This window comes from Nonomuraea sp. NPDC004580, assembly GCF_040609855.1.
Taxonomy (GTDB): domain Bacteria; phylum Actinomycetota; class Actinomycetes; order Streptosporangiales; family Streptosporangiaceae; genus Nonomuraea; species Nonomuraea salmonea.
On record NZ_JBEXLH010000072.1, the window covers coordinates 22,675 to 39,843 of the forward strand.

15 protein-coding genes are annotated in these 17,169 nt (G+C 71.7%); 7 read left to right on the plus strand and 8 right to left on the minus strand.

What is annotated here, in order from left to right; genetic code table 11:
• Positions 1-993 carry an Lrp/AsnC family transcriptional regulator gene (locus ABZW11_RS40440; RefSeq protein WP_355429804.1) on the plus strand — a complete coding sequence of 331 codons (993 nt, stop codon included), beginning with the start codon at positions 1-3 and terminating at the stop codon, positions 991-993.
• 33 nt (positions 994-1,026) lie between these two features.
• Here the strand turns inward: ABZW11_RS40440 and ABZW11_RS40445 are convergent, their stop codons facing one another.
• The 3 genes from ABZW11_RS40445 to ABZW11_RS40455 all read right to left on the minus strand — a co-directional run bounded on the left by ABZW11_RS40445 (position 1,027) and on the right by ABZW11_RS40455 (position 4,645).
• Positions 1,027-2,385: a phenylacetate--CoA ligase family protein gene (locus ABZW11_RS40445; RefSeq protein WP_355429807.1), complete on the minus strand. Its 1,359-nt coding sequence runs from the start codon at positions 2,383-2,385 to the stop codon at positions 1,027-1,029.
• A 167-nt stretch (positions 2,386-2,552) separates the two neighbouring features.
• Positions 2,553-3,209 (minus strand): response regulator transcription factor, encoded by a 657-nt coding sequence (locus tag ABZW11_RS40450; RefSeq protein ID WP_355429810.1) that lies wholly within the window; start codon positions 3,207-3,209, stop codon positions 2,553-2,555.
• A complete protein-coding gene (locus tag ABZW11_RS40455; protein WP_355429813.1) occupies positions 3,206-4,645 on the minus strand; it encodes a histidine kinase in 1,440 nt (479 codons plus the stop codon). The genes ABZW11_RS40450 and ABZW11_RS40455 overlap by 4 nt, the downstream gene beginning before the upstream one ends.
• Positions 4,646-4,881: 236 nt before the next feature.
• Between ABZW11_RS40455 and lon the strand changes: the two genes are divergently transcribed.
• The 6 genes from lon (at position 4,882) to ABZW11_RS40485 (ending at position 13,254) form a co-directional block, all read left to right on the plus strand.
• Positions 4,882-7,242 (plus strand): endopeptidase La, encoded by a 2,361-nt coding sequence (gene lon / locus ABZW11_RS40460; protein ID WP_355429816.1) that lies wholly within the window; start codon positions 4,882-4,884, stop codon positions 7,240-7,242.
• 482 nt (positions 7,243-7,724) lie between these two features.
• A complete protein-coding gene (locus ABZW11_RS40465; protein WP_355429819.1) occupies positions 7,725-8,687 on the plus strand; it encodes an ATP-binding cassette domain-containing protein in 963 nt (320 codons plus the stop codon).
• Entirely contained in the window at positions 8,684-9,340 is a 657-nt protein-coding gene (locus tag ABZW11_RS40470; protein WP_355429822.1) for a methionine ABC transporter permease, read from the plus strand. The genes ABZW11_RS40465 and ABZW11_RS40470 overlap by 4 nt, the downstream gene beginning before the upstream one ends.
• 9 nt (positions 9,341-9,349) lie before the next feature.
• Positions 9,350-10,174 carry a MetQ/NlpA family ABC transporter substrate-binding protein gene (locus ABZW11_RS40475; RefSeq protein WP_355429825.1) on the plus strand — a complete coding sequence of 275 codons (825 nt, stop codon included), beginning with the start codon at positions 9,350-9,352 and terminating at the stop codon, positions 10,172-10,174.
• 147 nt (positions 10,175-10,321) lie between these two features.
• Complete coding sequence (locus ABZW11_RS40480) at positions 10,322-11,857, plus strand: acyl-CoA synthetase (RefSeq protein WP_355429828.1); 1,536 nt, start codon at positions 10,322-10,324, stop codon at positions 11,855-11,857.
• A gap of 158 nt (positions 11,858-12,015) precedes the next feature.
• Complete coding sequence (locus tag ABZW11_RS40485; protein ID WP_355429831.1) at positions 12,016-13,254, plus strand: trypsin-like peptidase domain-containing protein; 1,239 nt, start codon at positions 12,016-12,018, stop codon at positions 13,252-13,254.
• Positions 13,255-13,337: 83 nt separating this feature from the next.
• Here the strand turns inward: ABZW11_RS40485 and ABZW11_RS40490 are convergent, their stop codons facing one another.
• The 5 genes from ABZW11_RS40490 to ABZW11_RS40510 form a co-directional block, all read right to left on the minus strand.
• On the minus strand, positions 13,338-14,078 hold the full coding sequence (locus ABZW11_RS40490; protein ID WP_355429834.1) for an ABC transporter permease: 741 nt from the start codon (positions 14,076-14,078) through the stop codon (positions 13,338-13,340).
• The gene (locus tag ABZW11_RS40495) at positions 14,071-14,952 is read right to left on the minus strand and encodes an ABC transporter ATP-binding protein (RefSeq protein WP_355429837.1); all 882 of its coding nucleotides are present in this window, start codon (positions 14,950-14,952) and stop codon (positions 14,071-14,073) included. Before ABZW11_RS40495 ends, ABZW11_RS40490 begins: the two co-directional genes overlap by 8 nt.
• Entirely contained in the window at positions 14,949-15,263 is a 315-nt protein-coding gene (locus tag ABZW11_RS40500) for a transcriptional regulator (protein WP_345402097.1), read from the minus strand. Before ABZW11_RS40500 ends, ABZW11_RS40495 begins: the two co-directional genes overlap by 4 nt.
• Positions 15,260-15,889 carry a hypothetical protein gene (locus ABZW11_RS40505; RefSeq protein ID WP_355429841.1) on the minus strand — a complete coding sequence of 210 codons (630 nt, stop codon included), beginning with the start codon at positions 15,887-15,889 and terminating at the stop codon, positions 15,260-15,262. Before ABZW11_RS40505 ends, ABZW11_RS40500 begins: the two co-directional genes overlap by 4 nt.
• Positions 15,890-15,968: 79 nt before the next feature.
• Positions 15,969-17,169, minus strand: a 1,201-nt coding sequence (locus ABZW11_RS40510) for an ABC transporter ATP-binding protein (protein ID WP_355429844.1), incomplete at its 5' end; no start/stop codon positions are given.

Below are 17,169 nucleotides of genomic sequence, written 5' to 3' on the forward strand. Positions count from 1 at the left end.
ATGGAAGATCTCGACGACCTCGACCGCAAGATCCTCGCCGCGCTCCACGTGAACGGCCGGGCGAGCTGGACCGACATCGCCCAGCTCATCGGCACCTCCACCACGACGGTGGCGCGGCGGGCCCAGCACCTGTTCGGCGCCGGCCTGGCCCGGGTCGCGGTGCTGCCGCACCTGGAGCACGAAGGGCCGGTCCACGTGTTCCTCGTCCGGCTGACCTGCGCGCCCGGCAGCCAGCTCAGGGTGGCGGGGCTGCTCGCCGCCAACCCCGACATCCGGTACGTCACCATCGTCACCGGCGGCTACGACATCGTGTTCGAGCTGGTCGCGCCCAAGCACCGCGACCTCTACTCGATGCTGGTCGACTTCGTCCAGACCATCCCGGGGGCGCAGCAGAGCAACGCCGACCTGGTGCTGCACACGTACAAGGTGAGCTACGACTGGAGCGCGCCCCTGCTCGGGCCCCAGGCGGCCGCGTTCGCCACGCCCAGGCCGCTCCACACCTGCGAGCGGGGGCACCTCGACGACGTCGACCGCGAGGTGCTGGCCGCCCTGCGCGACGACGGCCGGGCCGGCTTCCAGTCCGTCGGCCGCCGCGTCGGCATCAGCGAGAGCACCGCGAGGCGGCGCCTGGAGGCCATGCTCGACCGGGGGTGCGCCAGCGTCACCACCTTCATCCCGGCCGCCGCGCTCGGCTACGAGGCCGAGATCCTGTTCTGGCTGTCGGTCGAGCCGAGCATGCAGGACAGCGTGGCCGAGCGGCTGTCCGGCGAGCGCGGCGTCCGCATGATCGCGTCCGTGCTGGGGCAGGCCTCGCTCATCTGCGAGGTCATCGTCCCCACCACCGCCGACCTCCATCACTTCACCTCCCGCATCCTGGCCTCCGTACCGGGCATCCAGTCGTGGACGGCCGGGGTGCAGGTGCTGACGGTCAAGCGCGGCTTCCTCATGGTCCCGTGGGCCGAGAACCGCATCGCCGCCGCCCTGGTGAACTGACCCGCGTGGGGGCACTCCGGCTCCCTCCGGCGGTCAGCGGGTGTAACGGTGTTTGGCGCCCGGAGGGAAGTACTCCGGGTCGCCGGCCTCCCGCAGCCGGATGAGCGGCCGCTGGCGGTCAGCCGGCACATAGGCGGCGAACTCGCTGTTCAGCCGCAGCAGCTGACCCAGGATCGCCTCGCCCACCGCGTCGGCGACCTCGTCCGACGGCCGCCCGCCCGGCATCAGCTCCACCGTGACCGTCAGGGACCGGTCGCGCCGCTCGTCCTCGCCCACCTCCACCACGAACTTGCCGGTCACCGCCCCGCTCACCTCCGGCTGCTCCAGACCGACCGCGACGTTCTCCGGGTAGACGTTCGCGCCGTAGAAGGAGACCGTGAAGTGGCTGCGGCCGAACACGTACACGAACGGCCGCTCCGGCCCGCTCACCGACGGCGTGAAGCCACGCTCCCCGACGAACGACAGGAGCCTGTCGTAGGGCAGCACGCCACCCTCATCCGCGATGTGATACCGGATCAGCGGCACACCGTTGTCCCCCGAGAACAGCAGCGTCCCCTCGTGCTCCTCGAAGTACCGGACCCCGGGGTCGTACTGGACGAGGGTCGGCAGCCGCGACTCGCCGAACAACTCCCGCGCCGTCCCCGGCCTGGCCGCCAGGAACCCCCGGATCTCCGCCGACAGCGGCGTCTCGTTGCCCAGGACACCCGCGTCGGCGGTGCCGTACAGGGAGGCGACGCCCCGCAGCGGATCGGCGATGCCCGCCCGCTCGGCCACCAGCGCCCGCCACTCCTCGCTGAACACCTCGCCCGCCGTCACCAGCTTGAGGTCCCACGCGTGCCACGGCAGGTCCTCGGTGTCGATCACGTTCTTCAGGAACGGCGGGTACCCCAGCAGCACGACCTGGTCGAAATGCGGGGCCAGCTCGGGCAGCACCCGCCGGATCTCCCGCCGGTCGGTCCCCGGCGCCACCACCGTGACCGGATAGCCGCGCTCGGCCAGATGCCGGCAGCAGCTCACCGTGAACAGCCCGCCCACCCAGGTGCCGAGCGCGAAGCACACGACCGCCAGCGTCCGCCGCTCCCGCGCACCGAACGCGTCGAACACCTCCGCGAACCGATCCGCGATCACCCGCTCATCCGCCACCGACCGGGGCCAGAACGACGGCTCCCCGGTGGACCCCGACGACACCGCGATCATGTCTCCGATCACCCCGCCCCTGCACAGATCGGGGAGTGGATACCGACGGGTATAACCATCCTTGGTCGTCATCGGCAACGCCGCGAACTCCGCCGGCGTCGTCACCTTCGCCGGATCGACGTGATGCTCGGCAAGGAACTCGCCGTAGGCAGGCACGGTGGCCGCCACCTGATGAAAAAGCTCAACAGGATCCACCCGCCGACTGTACGACCTGACCCCGCCCTGGAAAACCACCCGGCCCGGCCTGTTCTCCCAGAGCTCCCCGGATCTCCGCAGCGGCGGCCACGGTGTCCGCCTCCCGGGATTGCCTCAGGCCGGCCTTCGCACCTGGAGGTTGCGCGGTTCGGCGTCCGTCGCAGGGGTCACTCGCCAGGGCGGACCAGGCCGCTCTCGTAGGCGAAGACGATGGCCTGAGCGCGGTCGCGCAGGCCCAGTTTCATCAGGACGCGGCCCACGTGGGTCTTGACCGTCTGTTCGGCCACGAACAGCTTCTCCGCGATCTCCTGGTTGGACAGCGCCTGGGCGACCAGCAGGAGCACCTCCGTCTCCCGTTCGGTCAGCTCGTCGAGCCGCCGGCCCGGCACCGGGCGAGGGGAGCCGAGCCGGGCGAACTCGGTGATGAGCCGCTTGGTGATGGCCGGCGCGATGAGCGCCTCACCGGCGGCGACCACCCGGACGGCCTCCGCGAGCTGAGCCGCCGACGCGTCCTTGAGCAGGAACCCGCTCGCCCCCGCCCGCAGCGCCTCGTAGACGTAGTCGTCGAGGTCGAACGTGGTCAGGATGAGCACCTTGGTCGGGCCGCCCCGGGCCATCAGCTCCCTGGTGGCCTCCAGACCGTTCGTGTTCGGCATGCGGACGTCCATCAGCACGACGTCGGGCTTGAGCTCGGCGGCCCGCTCGACGGCCTCGCGCCCGTCGGCCGCCTCGCCCACCACCTCGATGTCCGGCTGGCCGCTCAGGAACACCGTGAACCCGGTGCGCACCATGCCCTGGTCGTCGGCGATCAGCACCCTGATCACGCGCTCTCCCTCTCCGTGATCGGCAACGTGGCCCGCACCTCGAACCCGCCGCCGGGCACCGGACCCGCCTCCAGCGTGCCACCCAGCAGCGCCGCCCGCTCCCGCATCCCCACGAGCCCTTGCCCGCTCCCGCTCACAGGCACCCTCCCGACCCCACCACCCGGACCATCCCCCTTACCGCCCCCGCTGCCCGCATCGCCGGGGTCGCCGGTGGCAGGTGAGATGGGGGCCGGTGAGATGGGGGCCGGCTGGTGGGGTGCGGTTGCGCGGGTGGGGGTGGGGCCGTTGGCGATCGCCAGGTGCAGGGTGCCGGCGGTGCGGGCGATGTCGACGGCCACGGCGGCGCCGGGGGCGTGGCGCATGACGTTCGACAATGACTCTTGCACGATCCGGTACGCCGACAGCTCCACCGCCGACGGCAGCCCGCCGAGCTCTCCGCTCCGCCTGACCAGCACCGCCAGCCCGGCCGCGCGGGCGTTGGCGATCAGCTCGTCGACGCGGTCAAGCCCCGGCTGCGGCGCGGTGTCGGCCCGCCCCGTGGGGTCGCGCAGGACGCCCAGCACCTGGCGGAGCTGCGCGATCGCCTCCAGGGACAGGCCCCGGATCTCGGCCAGCCCCGCCTCCAGCTGAGCCGGGTCGCCCGCCGCCTTGAGCGGCACCGCCTCGGCCTGGATGGCGATCACCGACATGTGGTGGGCGACCACGTCGTGCAGCTCGCGGGCGATGCGGGCCCGCTCCTCCAGCACCGCCTGAGCGCTCTCGGCCGCCTTGACGCGCCGCTCCTCCTCGACGAGCTTGGCCGTGGCGCTGCGCCGCACGCGTACGTTGTAGCCGAACGCCGCCGCGATCGTCACGAACACGCCGGCCAGGGGCATCGAGTCGGGGTGCATGATCCATGCGGCCAGCATCGTGACCACCCACACGCCCACCGTGATCCGCCGCTCGCAGCGCACGGCGACCGAGTAGAGCACGACCAGGTAGCCGACCACCGTCGTCCACGGGTAGGGCGGCGGGCCGGAGTCGAGGCTGCCGTCGACCCACACCACGAGCGGCATCGCCCCGGCCGCCACCCGCCAGGCGGCCAGCGGCCACCGGTCGCGCAGCGCCACGGGGAGCGCGACGCCGAGCGCGGCCAGGTAGGCATAGGCGTCGAGGATGGGCGCCCGGGTGCCGCCGCGCGGCCAGAGCAGGGCGGCCTCGGCGTTCCAGCCGAGCATCATGGAGACGGTCAGCGCGTAGAGGCCGAACGCCAGCAGCAGGTCGGCGACCTGTACCAGGTTGAAGAAGCGCGCCGGGATCACCGGCCACAGCCACTCCGGCACCTGGAAGGTCAGCCTGCGCCGGGCGGGCGGCGCATCGGCGTCGCCCCGGTAGAGGGCGAGCGTGAGCGGCCGCACCACCGCCCCCGTCGCCCGCCGCACCACCCCTTGGCTCACGACACCCCCGCCTGGTCCGGCCCCGCCCTCCGGTGAGCATCGAAGAGGCAGGGAAAACGCCTGCTCAAGAGTAGAAGAGGGGGTTGCCGGGCGTCGTCACACCAAAGTTTGATTCTCGCTCACCCTCAGGTATGGCTTACATCATTACGATCGCCGTGAGCGAACAGTGGCAAGGAAGGGAACAATGTGGGGCTCCGATGAATTGAGTCGGTATAACTCAACCCTTTGGAGTTCGCATGAGTGAGAGCTTGATCCTCCCGGTCCTGCCGCTCGACGACGCCGTCGTCCTGCCGGGCATGGTGGTTCCGCTGGACCTGTCCGACTCCGAGGTGCGCGCTGCGATAGAGGCGGCCCGTGCATCCGGTGGCAACAAGCCACGGGTCCTCCTCGTTCCCCGCATAGACGGACGCTACGGCGCGATCGGTGTCAGGGCCGTCGTCGAGCAGGTCGGGAGGCTGCCGGGCGGTGAGCCCGCCGCCGTCGTACGCGGCGTCGACCGCGTCCGCGTGGGCACCGGCACCACCGGCCCAGGCGCCGCACTGTGGGTCGAGGCCGAGAGCATCGACATCGTCGCCGCCGGCGAGCGCGCCCAGGAGCTGGCCAAGGAGTACAAGGCGCTGGCCACCACCATCCTGCAGAAGCGCGGCGCCTGGCAGGTGGTCGACCAGGTCAACCAGATCGACGACCCCTCCGTGCTGGCCGACAGCTCCGGCTACACCCCTTGGCTCACCACCGCGCAGAAGGTCGAGCTGCTGGAGCAGGCCGACCCGGCCGAGCGGCTGGCCCGGCTCATCGAGTGGTCCCGCGAGCACCTGGCCGAGCTCGACGTCGCCGAGACGATCCGCAAGGACGTCCAGGAGGGCATGGAGAAGCAGCAGCGCGAGTTCCTGCTGCGCCAGCAGATGAGCGCCATCCGCAAGGAGCTGAAGGAGCTCAACGGCGACGCCGCCGAGAGCGAGGAGGAGGACTACCGCGCCCGCGTCGAGGCGGCCGACCTGCCCGGCAAGGTACGCGAGGCCGCGCTCAAGGAGGTCGACAAGCTCGAGCGCACCTCCGAGCAGTCCCCCGAGACCGGCTGGATCCGCACCTGGCTCGACACCGTGCTCGACATCCCGTGGAACGAGCGCACCGAGGACAACTACGACCTGACCGGCGCGCGCGCCGTGCTCGACACCGACCACACCGGCCTCGCCGACGTCAAGGACCGCATCATCGAGCACCTGGCCGTGCGCAAGCGCCGCCAGGACAAGGGGCTCGGCGTGGTGGGCGGCCGGCGCAGCGGCGCCGTGCTGGCGCTGGCCGGCCCTCCCGGAGTCGGCAAGACGTCGCTGGGCGAGTCCGTCGCGCGCGCGATGGGCCGCAAGTTCGTCCGGGTGGCGCTCGGCGGCGTACGCGACGAGGCCGAGATCCGCGGTCACCGCCGCACCTACGTCGGCGCCCTGCCCGGCCGCATCGTCCGCGCCATCCGCGAGGCCGGCTCGATGAACCCGGTCGTGCTGCTCGACGAGGTCGACAAGGTGGGCGCCGACTACCGCGGCGACCCCACGGCCGCGCTGCTGGAGGTCCTCGACCCGGCCCAGAACCACACGTTCCGCGACCACTACCTCGAGGTCGAGCTCGACCTGTCCGACGTGCTGTTCCTGGCCACCGCCAACGTCCTGGAGGCCGTTCCCGGGCCGCTGCTCGACCGCATGGAGGTCGTCGCGCTCGACGGCTACACCGAGGACGAGAAGGTCGCCATCGCCCGCGACCACCTGCTGCCCAGGCAGCGCGAGCTGGCCGGGCTGACGGCCGAGGAGGTCACGGTCGAGGAGACGGCGCTGCGCAGGCTGGCCGCCGAGTACACGCGTGAGGCGGGCGTCCGCTCGCTGGAGCGGTCGGTGGCCCGCATCCTGCGCAAGGTCGCGGCCAAGGACGAGCTGCCCGTCACCGTGGGCGAGGACGACCTGGTGGGCTACCTCGGGCGGCCGAGGTTCGTGCCCGAGTCGTCGCTGCCCGAGGCCAAGCAGCGCACCTCCGTGCCCGGCGTGGCGACCGGCCTGGCCGTCACCGGAGCCGGGGGAGACGTCCTCTACGTCGAGGCGTCGCTCGCCGACCCCGAGACCGGCGAGACGGGGCTCACGCTCACCGGCCAGCTCGGCGACGTGATGAAGGAGTCGGCCCGCATCGCGCTGTCCTACCTGCGCTCCCACGGCGCGGAGCTGGAGCTGCCGGTCACCGCGTTGAAGGACCGCTCGGTCCACGTGCACTTCCCGGCCGGCGCCGTGCCGAAGGACGGCCCGTCCGCCGGCGTGACGCTGACCACGGCGCTGGCCTCGCTGCTGTCCGGGCGGCTGGTCCGCAACGACGTGGCGATGACCGGCGAGATCTCGCTGACCGGGCGGGTCCTGCCGATCGGCGGCGTCAAGCAGAAGCTGCTCGCGGCTCACCGGGCCGGCATCACGACCGTGCTCATCCCGGCCCGCAACGAGCCCGACCTGGACGACGTGCCGCAGGAGGTCCGCGACGAGCTGACCATTCACACGGTGAGCGACGTGCGCGAGGTCCTCGACATCGCACTCAGCCCCGCCGAGGTGGCCACCACGGTCGCCGCCTGACGACCGGCGACCCGCCCAAAGACCGACCCGCCGAAAGACCGACCCGCCGCCTGACAGGCGGCGTCCCCCGCCACGAGCGGCCGTCCCGCCGTACCCGGCCTCCTGGGGTACGGCGGGACGGTCACGTTCGCAGGTCGTGACGTATCTCACTCAGGAGACGGGGAATAGCGGGAAATGTCACCATCGTTAGGACGGGCGTGAACGAGGCATACGCGACCGCTCGCTGCGTCCCCATGGGCGCCGCGTGTCGCAGCATGCGTATGGGGCGAATGCCGGCCCGCTAAGCAGACCCACCGCCCGTTCCTCGATGTCGAAGGTCGTCATGATCACACCCGGTTTCGTGCTGCGCAGGCTGAGCCACCTGCCCTTCCACCCCGGCACGCGCTGACTCTGAAACTGATGGCGCCGATCCGCGCCGCCTTCCCAAGGATGTCCGTTTCCGCGGCCCGCCACGCGGCCGCCCTCAGTCGTGGGGATTCTCCGTGATCCAGGCTTCCGGCCTGCGCAAGCAGTACGGCGAGACCGTCGCGCTCGACGGCGTCGACCTGCACGTGCGCGAAGGTGAGATCTACGGCGTGCTCGGCCAGAGCGGCGCCGGCAAGAGCACGCTGCTGCGCTGCGTCAACCTGCTCGAACGCCCCACGGCGGGCACCGTCACCGTCGCGGGACAGGACATGACCGCGCTCGGCGACCGCGAACTGAACCGCGCCAGGCAGCGCATCGGCATGATCCACCAGCACTTCGCGCTGCTGTCCTCACGCACGGTCGCCGGGAACGTGGCCTTCCCGCTGGAGGTCATGGGCGTGCCCAAGGACGAGCGCGAGCGCCGGGTGGCCGAGCTGCTCGACCTGGTCGGCCTGGCGGGACGCGGCAAGGACCGCCCGCACCAGCTGTCCGGCGGCCAGAAGCAGCGCGTCGGCATCGCCAGGGCCCTGGCGGGCAACCCGTCGGTGCTGCTGTCGGACGAGGCCACCTCGGCACTCGACCCGGCCACCACGCAGTCGATCCTCGCCCTGCTCAAGCGGCTCAACGCGGAGCTGGGCCTGACGATCCTGCTCATCACCCACGAGATGAACGTGGTCAAGAGCGTCTGCGACTCGGTCGCCATCATGGCGCAGGGCCGCATCGAGGAGTCCGGCGTCATCGCGGACCTCATCAGGACCCCAGGCTCCCGGCTGACCAGGGAGATCTTCCCGCTGCCCGAGCCCGCCCCGGCCGGCTCGGTGACGCTGACGTTCACCGGCGACCCGCGCCAGCCCGTGGTGTCGGAGGTCGTGCGCAAGTTCGAGGTGGACCTCAGCATCCTCGGCGGCTCCATCGAGGACCTCGCGGGCGGCTCGGTCGGCCGGCTGCGGGTGGCGCTCGACGGCGCCGACCGGCGGGCGGCGCTGGCGTACCTGAGCGACTGCGGGCTGATCGTGGAGGAAGCGGGGGAGGCCGCGTGACCTGGGAAGAGATGCTGCCGCTGCTGTGGCCGGCGACGGTGGAGACGGGCCTGATGGTCGGCTGGGCGACGCTTTTCACGCTGCTGCTCGGGCTGCCGCTGGGCGTGGCGCTGGTGGTGTTCGACCGTGACGGCCTGCGGCCGCTGCCGGCGCTGAAGTCCGCGCTCGGGTTCGTGGTGAACGTGGGGCGCTCGCTGCCGTTCATCGTGCTGATGATCGCGATCATCCCGTTCACCCGGCTCGTCGTCGGGACCACCATCGGGACGGCCGCGTTCGTGGTGCCGCTGACCGTCGGCGCGGTGCCGTTCTTCGCCCGGCTGGTCGAGACCGCGCTGCGCGAGGTCGGCACGGACGTGGTGCAGGCCGCGCAGGCCATGGGCGCGAGCAGGACCGCGATCGTGCGCAAGGTCCTGCTGCCCGAGGCGCTGCCCGGCCTGGTCGCGGGCCTGACCGTGACCGTGGTGGCGCTCATCGGTTACAGCGCCATGGCCGGCACGCTCGGCGGCGGCGGGCTGGGCGACCTGGCCGTCCGGTACGGCTACCAGCGCTTCGAGACGCTCCTGATGATCGTCACGGTCGTGCTGCTGCTCGTCATCGTGCAACTCCTGCAGAGCCTGGGCGACTGGGTCGCTCGGCGCCTATCGCACAAGTAAGGAAAAATCATGAAAATTCACCGCTTTGTGGGTGCTGTCGCGCTGGCTCTGTCGCTCGCCGCATGCGGCACGTCGCAGTCCGCGACGAACGACACGGCCGAGTCGGCGGACACGGTGCTCAAGGTCGGCGTGAACCCCGTGCCGCACGCGGAGATCCTGAACTTCGTCAAGGACAACCTGGCCCCGGCCGCCGGGCTCAAGCTGGAAGTCGTCGAGTTCACCGACTACGTGCAGCCGAACGTGCAGCTCGAAGAGGGCAAGCTGACCGCCAACTACTTCCAGCACCGGCCGTACCTCGACGACTTCAACAAGAGCAAGGGCACGGACCTGACCTTCGTCGCCGGGGTCCACCTGGAGCCGCTCGGCCTGTACTCCAAGAAGATCACCGACGTGTCGGCGCTGGCGAGCGGCGCCACCGTGGCGCTGCCCAACGACGCCACCAACCTGGGCCGCGCGCGCAAGCTGCTCGCCGACAACGGCGTGATCACCCTCAAGGAGGGCGTCGGCACCGCCGCGACCGAGCGCGACGTCGCACAGAACCCGAAGAACCTGCAGTTCAAGCCGCTGGAGGCGGCGCAGCTCCCGCGCTCGCTCGAGGACGTGGACGCCGCGGTCATCAACGGCAACTACGCCCTGGAGGCCGGTCTCAAGCCCGCCTCCGACGCGCTGGTGCTGGAGAAGACCGAGGGCAACCCGTACGTCAACGGCCTGGTCGTGCCGAGCGGCCACGAGAAGGACGCGAACATCGTCACCCTCGGCAAGCTGCTGCAGGACCAGAAGGTCAAGGACTTCATCAAGGAGAAGTACCAGGGCTCGGTCCTCCCGGCCGAGTGACAGCCAGAGTGACGGCCAGAGTGGCAGCCGAGTGACAGCCGAGTGAGGCCGGTCGCGGTCCCCGGCGCGGCCCCGCGACAGGGGGCCGCGACAGGGGGCCGCGCCGGTTCTGGCGCGCCGGGCGACTGACCGAATACTGTTCTGTTCATGTACCCGGGAGCCATCGCAGCAGTCACCCCCGACAAGCCCGCTGTGATCATGGCGGGCTCCGGGCAGGTCGTCACCTACCGTGAGCTGGACGAGGAGTCGAACCGGCTGGCCCACCTCTTCCGCGCCGCCGGCCTGCGTCCCGGCGACCACGTCGCCTTCATGCTGGCCAACCACCCGCTCTTCCTGGCCGTCGCCTGGGCCGCGCACCGCGCCGGCCTGTACTACACGCCGATCAGCTCCCGGCTGCAGGCCGACGAGCTGACCTACATCGTCTCCAACTGCGGCGCCCGGGTCTTCATCTCCAGCGCCGACCTGGCCGCCGTCGCCACCTCCGTCACCGCCGGCACGCCGGGCGTCGAGCTGCGGCTCATGCTCGGCGGCGAGGCCGAGGACTTCACCTCGTACGAGCAGGCCGTCGCCGAGCACCCCGCCACCCCCATCGAGGACGAGTGCACGGGCGCCGACATGCTCTACTCCTCCGGCACCACCGGCCGCCCCAAGGGCGTCAAGGTGCCCGCCACGCACGGCCCGCTGGAGGAGCCCGGCATGCTGCTGAGGCTCATCCAGGGCCTGTTCGCGCCGTCGGCCGACAGCGTCTACCTCTCGCCGGCCCCGCTCTACCACGCGGCGCCGCTGCGCTACTGCATGTCCTTCCAGCGGCTCGGCGCGACCGTGGTGGTCATGGAGCGCTTCGACCCCGAGCGGTACCTGGCGGCGATCGAGCAGTACGCGGTCACGCACTCGCAGCTCGTGCCGACGATGTTCATCAAGATGCTCAAGCTGCCGCAGGAGGTCAGGGACAAGTACGACGTCTCCTCGCTCCGGTACGCCATCCACGCCGCCGCTCCCTGCCCCGTCCCGGTCAAGGAGCAGATGATGGAGTGGTGGGGCCCGATCGTCCACGAGTACTACGCGGGCACCGAGGGCAACGGCTTCCTCTACGCCGGCCCCGGGGACTGGCTGGCCCACAAGGGCACGGTCGGCCGCTCGCTGCTCGGCGTCGTGCACATCTGCGACGAGAACGGCGACGACCTGCCGCCCGGCCGGCACGGCACCATCTACTTCGAGAACGGCGGCCGCTTCGAGTACCACGGCGACCCCGACAAGACCCGCTCCGCCCAGGACCCGCAGGGCAGGGGCTGGACCACGCTGGGCGACATCGGCTACCTCGACGAGGACGGCTTCCTCTACCTGACCGACCGCCGCTCGTACATGATCATCTCGGGCGGCGTGAACATCTACCCGCAGGAGGCCGAGAACGTGCTGTCGGTGCACCCGAAGGTGGCCGACGTGGCGGTGTTCGGCGTGCCGGACGAGGAGATGGGCGAGCAGGTCAAGGCCGTGGTCGAACCGGTGTCCATGGCGGAGGCGGGGCCGGACCTGGAGGCGGAGCTGATCGCGTACTGCCGCGAGCACCTCGCCCACTACAAGTGCCCCAAGTCGGTGGACTTCCGTGCCGAGCTGCCCCGCCATCCGACCGGCAAGCTCTACAAGCGGCTGCTCAAGGACGAGTACTGGCCCGCGAAGCGGTAGAAGTCTCAAATATTTTTTCTGCGAGCCCCACGCCCGGCGCGACCTCGATCGATAAGGGTCGCATCAGGCCGTGGCGCGCCCCCGGAATCCGCCCCTTAACCTGCTCTTACGAGAGTCTTGACACCCTTGAGGCAGAGGGATTCGAGGGAGATGACAGGATGAACGCGAACGAGCCTCACGAGCAGGGTCCCGAACGGCGGGACACCGGTGGGTGGAGCCAGTTCGGCGCCACCCCACCGGCAGCCGGGGGCTTCCCCCGGCGGGAGACGATCGTCATGGAGGTGCCGCCACCGCCGGCGCAGCCCAAGAAGCAGCGCTTCACCGTCGGCCAGAAGGCCATCGCGGCTCTCGCCATGGCCGCCATGGCCGTCGGCGGCGGTGTGGTCGGGGCCGTCGTCGCCACCTCGTTCCAGCCCGAACCGGTCGCCAGCAGCAGCCCCAGCGCCCCGAGCCCGGTCTTCAAGTCGGCGTCCGACCAGCTCACGGTGGCGGAAGTGGCGGCCAAGGTGCAGCCCACGGTCGTGATGATCCAGGGACAGACCGGTGAGGGCTCCGGCGTGGTGCTGTCGGAGGACGGCCTGATCCTGACCAACAACCACGTGGCCGTGGGGGCGGGCCAGGGTGGCCAGATGAGCGTCAAGTTCAGCGATGGCAAGACCGCCAAGGCCACCGTCGTCGGCACCGACCCGGCCACCGACCTGGCCGTCATCAGGGCCGAGGGCGTCTCGGGGCTGACCAAGGCCACGCTGGGCGACAGCGACCAGCTCAAGGTGGGCGACCCGGTGCTGGCCATCGGCAGCCCGCTCGGCCTCGACGGGTCCGTCACGGCCGGCATCGTCAGCGCGCTCGACCGTACGCTGAACCTCGGCAACGACCAGCGCAGGCAGCTACCGCCCGGCTGGCCGCAGGACAACCAGGGCGCGCCCACCACGATCGGCGGCGCCATCCAGACCGACGCCTCGATCAACCCCGGCAACTCCGGCGGCGCGCTGGTCAACGCGGCCGGCGAGCTGGTCGGCATCAACACCGCCATCGCCTCCGACGCGGCGGGCGGCGGCGTCGGCTTCGCGATCCCGGTCAACACCGCCAAGCAGGTCTCCGAGCAGCTCATCAGCAGTGGCAAGGTCACCCACGCCTGGCTCGGCGTGAGCGTCACCGACGCGACCGGCGACGTGCCGGGCGCGCTGGTCAGGCAGGTCTCGCCGGGCAGCCCGGCGGAGAAGGCCGGACTGCGGCAAGGCGACCTGATCACGAAGATCGGTGACAAGACGGTTGACGGAGGCGATACGGTTGTGGGGCAGGTCAGAGGTTTCAAACCGGGCCAAGAGGTCAAGATCACATATATGAGGGACGGCGAAAGCCACGAGGTCGACGTCACCCTTGCGGAGAACGCGTAACATCAGGACCCCCTCATGAGCGGGTGTGCCGTCGAGATCGCTGCGGACTCGGCGGCACACCCCCTTTTTCGCGACATTTCTCCTTATGCGAAGCGCCGGCCCTCGTCCCGCCGGTACGCCCAGACCGCCCCCGCCGCCGCCAGCACCGTCCAGGCGGCCAGCGAGACCAGCGACACCACGCCGGGCGTGGTGCCCGCCGTCACCGCCCACAGCAGCTCGGCCACCCCGCGCGCCGGCGTGAACGGCGAGACCGCCTCCAGGAAGCCGGGCAGGATCTGGGGCGGCAGCAGCAGGCCGCCCAGGACCCCCATCGGGAAGAACAGCAGCTGCGACACCGCGATCGTCGCCTTCGCCGTCAGCAGGAAGCCGATGAGCAACCCCATCAGCATGAACGGCACCACGCCGGCGAGCAGTGTCGCCAGGCCCGCCAGGAGCCCCAGCGGCGTGCTGGTGGCCGCGGTGAACAGCGCCGCCACCAGCAGCACCGGCACGACCGCGAGCACCATCTGGGCGAGCATCGCGAGGATGCGCCCGGCGAAGCGGGGGAACGGCCCGGCGGGCAGCGTGCGGACGTAGGGGTTCCAGGGCTGCTCGCGGTCCTGCGCCACCGTGACGGACAGCCCGATGATGGCCTGCGACATCGCGCCGAAGAGCGTCAGCGACGCCGTCGCCATCGTGGCCGCCCGCGGGTCGTCGCCCGCGAACGGCACGACGAACGCCGCCAGCGCGACCGCGGGGAACAACGCGCCCGCCGCGAGGCCGATGGGGACCCGCAGCTGTTCGAGCAGCAGGATCCTGGTGTGCGCGGCGACCAGGCTAGACATGGGCCGGCTCCTTCGCGGTGATGGTGAGGAACGCCTCTTCGAGGGTGGTGGGCCTGATCTCCAGGCCGGAGAACGGCGCGCCGCTGCGTACGAGCTCGATCACCAGCCGGTCGGGGTCGGTGGTGACCAGCGTCGTGCGGCCGTCCACCCGCTCGCTGCCCAGCACGCCGGGCAGCTCGGGCAGCCGCTCGGCCACCAGTGAGACCTGGCGCACGCCGACCATGCCGCGGATCGCGCTCACGGTGTCGTCGGCGAGCACCCGGCCGCCGCCCATCACCACGACCCGCTGGGCCAGCGCCTCGATCTCCTCCAAGTAGTGGCTGGTCAGCAGTACCGTGCCGCCGCCCTCGTGGTACGCCCTGACGCCCGCCCACAGGGCGTGCCTGGCCTCCACGTCGAGCCCGGTGGTCGGCTCGTCGAGGACGACCAGCCGCGGGTCGCCCGCGAACGCCAGCGCCACCGCCAGCCGCCGCCGCTGCCCGCCCGACAGGCCGCCCACCTGTCGCTTCGCGAGGTCGCCGAGCCCGAAGCGGTCGAGCAGCTCGGGCCCGCCGACCGGGTCGGGGTAGTGCGCGCGGACGAAGTCGACCACCTCGCCGACCCGCAGCGACTCGGGCAGCCCCGTCTCCTGCGGGGTCACGCCGATGCGGCGCCGCGTCGCCGGGTCGAGCGGCGAGCCGCCGAGCAGCTCGACCGTGCCGGACGTCGGCCGGCGCAGCCCGACCAGCAGGTTGATCAGGGTGGACTTGCCGGCGCCGTTGGGGCCCAGCAGGCCGACCAGCTCGCCTGCGCCGATGCCGAGTGAGACGCGGTCGAGCGCCACCACGTCGCCGTAGCGGCGGGTGACCTCGGACGCGCGGGCCAGGACCGTCATTGCACTCCTCCAGCGTTGTCCAGCAGGGCGCGGATCGCCGCGGTGTATTCCTCGAAGGCCAGCCGTCCGCGCTTGGTCAGCGCCACGTAGGTGACGGGGGTGCGGCCCTTGTGCGTCTTGGTGATGCGGACGTAGCCGGCGTCCTCCAGCTTGGTGAGGTGCACCGACAGGTTGCCCGCCGTCATGCCGAGCAGCTCCTTCATCGAGTTGAAGGCCATCTCGTCGCCGTCGGCCAGCACGTTGAGCGCGGCCACCACGCGCAGCCGTGCCTGGGCGTGGATCACCGGATCGAGTTCGGGCAGCCCGCTCACCCGCGCTGCCTCCGCCACAGCCACAGCCCGGCCGCGATGAACCCGCCGCCCAGCAGGACCGCCGTCAGCAGCGCGTGCGGGCCCGTGCCGAGCAGCACGCCGAGCGCGTTGACGCCGGCCGTCCAGGCGCCGATGAAGAACATCGGCCAGTTGAGCCAGATCGCGCCGCCGAGCATGTAGAGCAGCGCGACCACCAGCAGCGAGCCGCCCGCCCACAGCAGGCCGCGCTCCGCCGCGGGCAGCAGCGGGCCCAGCCGGATCGCGATGATCGACACCAGCACCATGCCGGCCAGCCAGGCGTAGCCGTACATCGCGCCTCTGGCCGAGGTGTCGCCGCGCACCAGCTTGTTCATCTTGACGATCCCGTACGCGGAGACCGCGCCGGCGACGAGCATGGCCGCCAGCAGCACGCCCACCGCCTGCATCTGCGTGATCGCCACGTAGGGGCGGCCGTCGAGCCCGTAGTGCAGGAACAGGGCGCCGAAGCCGAGCAGCCAGGCGACCCCCCACGGGACGTAGAGCAGGCGCGGGTCGCCGTGCAGCCACTTCGTCGTGGCGTGGCTCTGCTCCTCGATGACCCGCAGCATCTCCTCGGGAGTGGGGACGCGCTCCTCGTCGTCGACCATGCAAACTCCTCGGCTTTGTAGAGTAGTTTGCATCGTAAACTTGATTGCGTCGCCAACACAACCCGTGGGCACGGGTGCGTCACCGCCGGGTGAGGACCTCCGACTCCCAGAGGTCGCGGTAATAGCCGGGCACGCGCACCAGCTCGTCGTGCCGGCCGCGCTGCGTCACCCTGCCGTCCTCCAGCACGATCACCTCGTCGACCGACTCCAGGCCCTTGAGCCGGTGGGTCACCAGGAGGGTCGTGCGGTCGCGGGTGACGTCCAGCAGGTCGTCCATCAGCCGGTCGGCCGTCTCCTCGTCGAGCGCCTCGGCGGGCTCGTCGAGCAGCAGCACGGGCGGGTCGTACAGCAGGGCCCTGGCCAGCGCCAGCCGCTGCAGCTGGCCGCCCGACACCGTCCTGCCGTCCTCGCCCAGCTCGGTGTCCCAGCCGGTCCGCTCGACCCAGCCGTCCAGCCGGGCGTCGCGCGCCGCCCGCAGCAGCCGCTCGTCGTCCGCGCCGGGGCCGGCCAGGCGCAGGTTGTCGCGCAGGCTGGCGCGGAAGATGTACGGGTCCTGGGTGAGGCCCGTCATGAGCTCCCGTACGTCGTCGCCCGCCATGTCGCGCAGGTCCACGCCGTTGACCCGGATGCTCCCCGACTCGGGCTCGACCAGGCGCATGAGGGCGGCCAGCAGCGTGCTCTTGCCCGCGCCGCTGGGCCCGACGATCGCCACCCGCCGCCCCGGCGCGACCCGCAGCGACACCCCGTCCAGCGCCGCCCGCTCCCTGCTCGCCGGGTGGCGGACCACCAGGTCGTCGATCTCGATGGTGAGCGGGGCCTCCGGGCGGGGCGCGGGGGCGGCGGGCTCGGTGACGGCGGGGGCCGAGGAGCGCACCTCGCGCAGGCGCCGCAGGGCGGCCGTGATGCCCGCCATCCGCTCGCCCGCCGCCGCCAGGGGCAGCACGGGTTCGAACGCCACCAGGCCGGTCAGGGCCAGCACCGCCGCGCCGACGGAGTCGACGCCCGCCGCCTGGGCCAGCAGCACCACCGCGGCCACCGTGAGGCCCTGCAGCAGGGTGCCGCCGGCCAGGGCGGCGGCATGCACGCGGGACTGGCGGCGTTCGAGCGCGGCCAGGGCTCCGTCGGCCGCCCGCGCCCGGTCCAGGGCGGCGTCGTCGGCCCCGTACGCGGCCAGGTCGGCCGAGCCGTGCACCAGGTCGGCCACCCGGCCCGCCAGCGCCGCCCGCGCCGGGGCGATCCGCGCCGACCAGCGGCGGGCCCCGGCGGCCGTGCCGGCGGGC

Bases quoted from the DNA above. Each gene is read 5' to 3' on its own strand.
- ABZW11_RS40480 (WP_355429828.1), top strand. From the start codon at position 10,322: ATGTACCCGGGAGCCATCGCAGCAGTCACCCCCGACAAGCCCGCTGTG.
- ABZW11_RS40495 (WP_355429837.1), bottom strand. From the start codon at position 14,952: ATGACGGTCCTGGCCCGCGCGTCCGAGGTCACCCGCCGCTACGGCGAC.
- ABZW11_RS40485 (WP_355429831.1), top strand. From the start codon at position 12,016: ATGAACGCGAACGAGCCTCACGAGCAGGGTCCCGAACGGCGGGACACC.
- lon (WP_355429816.1), top strand. From the start codon at position 4,882: ATGAGTGAGAGCTTGATCCTCCCGGTCCTGCCGCTCGACGACGCCGTC.
- ABZW11_RS40475 (WP_355429825.1), top strand. From the start codon at position 9,350: ATGAAAATTCACCGCTTTGTGGGTGCTGTCGCGCTGGCTCTGTCGCTC.
- ABZW11_RS40440 (WP_355429804.1), top strand. From the start codon at position 1: ATGGAAGATCTCGACGACCTCGACCGCAAGATCCTCGCCGCGCTCCAC.
- ABZW11_RS40490 (WP_355429834.1), bottom strand. From the start codon at position 14,078: ATGTCTAGCCTGGTCGCCGCGCACACCAGGATCCTGCTGCTCGAACAG.
- ABZW11_RS40505 (WP_355429841.1), bottom strand. From the start codon at position 15,889: ATGGTCGACGACGAGGAGCGCGTCCCCACTCCCGAGGAGATGCTGCGG.